Below are 6000 nucleotides of genomic sequence, written 5' to 3' on the forward strand. Positions count from 1 at the left end.
CAACGGCGAAGGTGGACACGGTTGATAAGCCGGGCTGAATAATGGGCGTGATGGTGGACTGGCAGGAGATCGAAGCCTTCCTCGCCGTGGCCGATGAGTTGCACTTCGGCCGCGCGGCGCAACGCCTGCGCCTGTCCCAGGCCAGGGTCAGCCAGACGATCAGGAAGCTGGAACGGCGGGTCGGCAGCCCGTTGTTCGATCGCACCACCCGGCGGGTCGCGCTGACCCCGATCGGCGAGCGTTTGCTGGACGACCTGCGCCCCGCCCACCACGCCGTGCACGAGGCCCTGGCCCGCGCGCAGGCCGCCGGGCGCGGCACCACGGGTGTGCTACAGGTCGGTTTCCTCGGTCCGGTGGCCGGACGCGTCGTGCTGGAGGTGGCAACGGCGATCCGCGTCAGCCATCCCGGACTGGAGATCAGGCTCCGGGAGACGCACATCGACGACCCCTGCCGGCCGCTGCGGGACGGCGAGGTCGATCTGCTGCTCACCCAGCTACCCGTCGCCGAGCCGGGCATCGACACGGGACCGGTCGTGCTGTCCGAGCCCCGGGTTCTTGCCGTCTCGACCGGCCATCCGCTGGCCCGGCGCGCGGCCGTCCACCTCGGCGACCTCGCCGGCGACCACACCTTCCGGCCCGCCGGCACCCCACCCGCGGACTGGCTGGCCAGCTACCTTCCCTGGTCGACTCCGGACGGCCGGCCCATCGAACGCGGCCCGGCCGTCGCCACGTTCCAGGAACTACTGGCCCTGGTCGCCGCGGGCCAGGGCATCTGCCCGGTAGCGGCACACAACGTCCGCTACCACCCGCGGCCCGACGTCGTCTTCATCCCGCTCACCGACGCCCCGCCGTTCGAGTTCGGCCTGGCCTGGCGCTCCAGCGAACGCACCGGCCGGGTACACGCGTTCATCGAGACAACCAGCCGGCTCGTCACCGGCTGGGGCGGACCCGCCGCCGCCGCTGAACGCTGATCCGGCCGCCGGGTCACATGACCCAGCCGTAGAGGCGCTCGACGTGGAGGCGGACCACCAGGCGGCCGTCGGCGACCATCGCCCGGCGGTATTCGTCCCAGTCCGGGTGTTCCTTGCCGCCGATCAGCCGGTAGACCTCGATCAGCTCCTCGACCGTCGGGTCGTCGAGGGCGGCCGACGGCGGCGAGAGCTCCGCCGTCGCCTCCACCACCGCGTACCCCTGCGGGGCCGTGACCTTCAGGCTGGCGCGCGGATCGCGCCGGAGGTTAGCCGCCTTGGCCAGGGCGGTGCGGGTCGAGATCCGGATGAGACCCGGTGCGGCGCAGTAGTTGATGTCGGAAAGCTGGGGACGCCCGTCCCGTTTGATGGTCGCGAGCGTCCCCAGATTCGTTGCCAGGACGGCATTCCACAGCTGATCGTCGGACATGCCGTCACTCTAGTCAGCCCAGTAGTTCGATTTCGGCCAGCGAGCTGCCGGTCACACCGGACAGGGCGTAGTACTTGTAGCGGCCGGGCTTGGCGATTTTGAACGGCCGGGTCTGCAGGCGCCAGTCGAAGGCCTGGTTGCTGCGCCGGTCGATCGTCGTCCACGTGACGCCGTCGGACGATCCTTTCAGCGTCCACGACGTCGGGTCGGTCCCGGTCGTGTCGGACGAGGTGAGGGTGTAGAAGGTGGCATTCTCGCCGGCGTTGTCGAAGGTGTAGGTGAAGTCGCCGGTCAGGGTGGCCCGGGTGGCGCTGGTGTCGTCGACCAGGGCCGGTTCGCTGGCGATGCCGGGGCCGGTGAGGTCGCGCAGCGGGCTCGGGACCGCCGAGCCGCTGGTGATCGACGCCGGCGGGCCGTCGCTGCCCCACGACGACGGGTGCGGGCCCATCGCGAAGTCCAGCGTCGCCCCGTTGGCGAGCAGCGAGTGCGGCAGCGCGGTCGAGTTGTAGGTCTTCCCGTTCACCTTGAGGTTCTGGATATAGACGTTCGTCGCGCTGTTCCGAGGTGCGTTGACGACGATCTTCCGGCCGTTCTCCAGGTGGACCGTGGCCTTGGTGAACAGCGGCGACCCGATCGCGTAGTTCGGGCTGCCCATCTGCAGCGGGTAGAAGCCGAGCGCGCTGAAGATGTACCAGCCGCTCATCTCGCCGTTGTCCTCGTCGCCCGGATAGCCCTGGCCGATCTCGCTGCCCAGATAGAGCCGGGACAATGCCTCACGGACGAGGGCCTGGGTCTTGGACGGCTGACCGGCGTAGTCGTACATGTAGGGGATGTGGTGGGACGGCTGGTTGCTGAAACCCCATTGGCCCATGCGGACGTCGCGGGCCTCGAGCATTTCGTGGATTGTTCCGCCGTACGAGCCGACGAACGTGGCCGTCTCCGGGGTGGCGAAGAACGCGTCCAGCTTCTTGGCCAGCTGGTCCTTGCCGCCGTACAGGTTGGCCAGGCCCTGCCCGTCCTGCGGGACGTGGAAGGCCATGTTCCAGCCGTCGGTCTCGGTGTAGTCGTAGCCCCACACTCGCGGGTCGTATTGGTCGGGGGTGCGGCGCCAGTTACCGTTCGAGTCCTTGCCCTGGAAGAACTTCACGGCCGGGTCGAACATGTTGACGTAGTTCTGGGCCCGGTTCCGGAAGTACTCGGCCTCTTCCCGATAGCGCGCATCGCCAGTTTTCCGGGCCAGCGCGGAAGCCATGTTGGCGATGCCGAAGTCGTTGATGTAGCCGTCCATCGCCCAGGACATCGCCTCGCCGGTGGCGTCGCTCGGCGTGTAACCCTTGAAAATCGACGTCGCGAGGGCCTTGCGGCCCACATTGTCGTTCGGCGGGGTGACGGTCGCGTTCTTCAGCGCCGCCTGATAGGCGGTTTCCGGGTCAAAACCTTTGACCCCTTTCTGGTACGCGTCGGCAAAGGCGACGTCCGAGCTGGTTCCGACCATCAGGTTGGCGTATCCGGGGGAGGACCAGCGCGAAATCCAGCCACCGTCCTCGTACTGCTGCACGAAGCCACCGACCATCTGGCCGGCGTCGCCCGGGGTGAGCAGAGAATAGGCCGGCCACGTGGTGCGATAGGTGTCCCAGAAGCCGTTGTTGACGTACACCTTGCCGTCCTTGACCGGCGCGCCGGTCTCGGTCGCCGTGCTGGCCGGGCTGGTCACCGCCGACTGCACGGTGTGCTTGTAGACCGGCTTCGCGTCGGTGCCGGTGTTCTCGAAGGCCGAGTTCGGGTAGAGGAACAGCCGGTACAGGTTGGAGTACAGGGTCGTCAGCTGGTCCGGCGATGCGCCCTCGACCTCGATCGTGTGCATCTTGGCGTCCCAGAGTCTCCGGGCCTGGTCGCGCACCTGATCGAGGGTGGCGGCGCGCGGGATCTCCAGGTCGAGGTTGTGCCTGGCCTGGTCGACGCTGATCAGCGAGGTGGCGACCCGCATCGTGACCGTCCGGCCGGCGAACTTCACGTACCCGGTCGACGGGCGGTTACCGGTCGGCAGCATGGCGCCGGAGACGATCGGCTTGTCGAATGTCGCGTACAGGAACATGCGGGTGAAACCCGCCGAGAGGGACCCGCTGTTGACGTCCGACCAGCCGCTGATCGCGTTGCCCGGCGCGTCGATGGTGAGCCCGGCGTTGCTGTTGACGTTGTCCAGAAGCACATTCGCGCTGTCGCCGGGGAAACTGAATTCGAACAGCGCCGCGTGGTCGGTCGGCGCGATCTCGGTCTTCATCCCGTTGTCGAACGTGACGCCGTAGTAGTACGGCTTCGCGATCTCGTTGTCGTGGCTGAACGGGAGTGCCCGCGCGGCCCGGTCGGCGTCGGGCACGCCGTCGGCCGGCGACGGCATGAACTGGAACGTCTGCCGATCACCCATCCACGGGCTGGGCTCGTGGCTGGCCGCGAACGCCTGAATGGTCGGCCGGTTGTCGGCGTTGTTCTGCCGCGACCACTGATAGAGCCAGCTGGTCGAGCCGGCGTCGGTCTCGGGCGTCCAGAAGTTGAAGCCGTGCGGGACCGCGGTCGCCGGGAAGTTGTTGCCCCGCGAGTAGTCGCCGCTGCTCAGCGTGCCGCGCCGGGTGTCGGCGTAGTCCGACAGGTGGGCCTTTCTTCCGGGCTCGCGCACCGAGGCGATCCTGATGTCGTCGAACCAGGCCCGGAAGGTCGTCGGCCCGCTCGGCTTGTCGTACCCGACCAGGACCCGGTCGATCGTCTTGCCTCGGGCGACGTCACCGATCCGCGAGGTCCGCTGGTTCCACTGCGCGGTGTAGAGCGTCTTCGACGCGCCCTGGGCCTGCGGGCTGACGACGATGCCGTGCTGGTCGACGGCGTTCAACTGGGAAAGGTACGTCCCGTCGGTGAAGTGCAGGTCGACCGCGGTGTACGTCGCCGGGTTGCTGAGGTCACCGCGGTTGAACTCGGGGAACACCAGGTACGACAGCTGGGTGTCCCGGCCCACCTTCGCGTGGACGGCGAAGACCTTGTTGTACGCGTACCCGCGTCCGTCCGCGGTGTGACGGCCGCTGAACGTCAACGCCTTGAGGCCCGTGTAGCCGGCGCCCGCTTTCGCGGTCGGCGACCCGGCCGGGCCGTTGCCGACGCGGCTGGGCACCGCTCCGGCCGGGGGCGGGGTCGTGTTCGCGTCGGCCAGCTCGAAGTCGGCGAGCTGCTCGAGGTTGCCGGAGTCGTGCGCGGTGATCCAGAGCCGGTAATACCTGTAGTTGCCCGGGCCGGCGATGTCGTACGCCTTGGTCTGGAACCGCTCCGCGAAGTCCTGGCCGGTTCGGCTGTCCAGCGTGGTCCACGCGGTGCCGTCGGCCGAGCCCTGGAGCTGCCAGGCGCTCGGGTCCCGCTCGGGCGCGTCGTTCGCCGAGGTCAGGTAGTACTTGACGGCGGTCGCGGGCGCGTCGAGCGTGTACTGCGCCCAGGCCGGATCCGTCTGATCGGTGAGCCACTTGGTGGCGGCATCACCGTCGTTGAGGTTGTTGCCGCCCTCGCCCGAGTTGGGCTGGGCGTTCACCGAAATCGCCGTCACGTGGTCGCGCAGGCTGCCCGGTTGCCCGGTGCTCACGTTCCCGTCCACGCCGTCGACACGCTCGCTGGTGTCCGTCCACGTAGGCTGCGGCTGGCCGCTCTCGAACGAGCTGTCGAACGCCGCGGCGCCGCCCGCGGCCCGCGCGGGCGCCCCGATCATCAACGCTCCCACCAGACTCAGAGCCGCCGCCGCGGCGACCCGTCGTGGCCGTCTCATGTGTCCTCCGAAAGGCCGGAAAGACACATCGTTACCTGTCAATCAATCAATGGGCAAGGCCAACCTGACATCGATGTCATAAGGGGAAGATCGAGTTGCCGGCCGCGAACGCCTACGGCGGGCCGGGGTCCAGCGACGCCACCCATCGCTCGACGTCGACCGACGACCGCAACACCACGATCGACGGAAACGACGGATCGGCGGCCCAGCGACGAATCCGCGCGCGCTTGCCGGCGAACGACTTGAAATGCCACAGCAGGATCGAGTCGCTCTTGAGGAAGATCTCGCGAAACGATTCCACATTGCCGTTGCAGGTCGGCGTCCGGCGGACGATGCGCCTCAGCGTGCGCCCCACGAGCCGGGTCAGCGACACCAGCCGCGGAAGGTCAAGACCGACCACGAGGTCGGCGCGGGCCAGCGGAACATCCAGCCATTTCCCGTACGCATGGTCGAGCACCCAGCGGTCACCGGCGCAGATTGCCATGATGCGCTCGCGTTGGATCTCGTCGGCGACCGGAACCCACCCGGGTTCCCAGGTCAGCTCGTCAACCTCGACGTAGGGCAACCCGAGCCGTGCGGCCACCCGGCGGGCGAGCACCGACTTCCCGAGCCGGTGACGCCGTAAACGAGGACCCGCTGCACGGCTGGAACCCTACCCACGCGCGCTTCCCAGCGCCCCCGCTTTATCCCTAAGGTGACGGCGTGGACCTAGTGTGGTGCGCCGTAAATTCGTTGGCAAAACCGTGCGAGTGATTCGAGGATCTCTTCGGCAGTCTTGGTCCAGATGAATGGGCGTGGGCTGC

4 protein-coding genes are annotated in these 6000 nt (G+C 68.2%); 1 reads left to right on the plus strand and 3 read right to left on the minus strand.

The window, feature by feature from the left end:
- Positions 1 to 50: 50 nt before the first annotated feature.
- Positions 51 to 971 (plus strand): LysR family transcriptional regulator, encoded by a 921-nt coding sequence (locus ACIA5C_RS17445; protein ID WP_396055577.1) that lies wholly within the window; start codon positions 51 to 53, stop codon positions 969 to 971.
- A 13-nt stretch (positions 972 to 984) separates the two neighbouring features.
- On the opposite strand, the gene ACIA5C_RS17450 is transcribed toward ACIA5C_RS17445, so the two are convergent.
- From ACIA5C_RS17450 to ACIA5C_RS17460, 3 genes are all read right to left on the minus strand, one after another.
- Positions 985 to 1398 (minus strand): PPOX class F420-dependent oxidoreductase, encoded by a 414-nt coding sequence (locus tag ACIA5C_RS17450; RefSeq protein ID WP_396055579.1) that lies wholly within the window; start codon positions 1396 to 1398, stop codon positions 985 to 987.
- Positions 1399 to 1411: 13 nt separating this feature from the next.
- Complete coding sequence (locus ACIA5C_RS17455; RefSeq protein ID WP_396055581.1) at positions 1412 to 5197, minus strand: GH92 family glycosyl hydrolase; 3786 nt, start codon at positions 5195 to 5197, stop codon at positions 1412 to 1414.
- Between the two features lie 112 nt (positions 5198 to 5309).
- On the minus strand, positions 5310 to 5795 hold the full coding sequence (locus ACIA5C_RS17460) for an adenylate kinase (RefSeq protein WP_396055583.1): 486 nt from the start codon (positions 5793 to 5795) through the stop codon (positions 5310 to 5312).
- Between the last annotated feature and the right edge of the window lie 205 nt (positions 5796 to 6000).

It is taken from the genome of Actinoplanes sp. NPDC051343 (assembly GCF_044455125.1).
GTDB lineage: Bacteria > Actinomycetota > Actinomycetes > Mycobacteriales > Micromonosporaceae > Actinoplanes.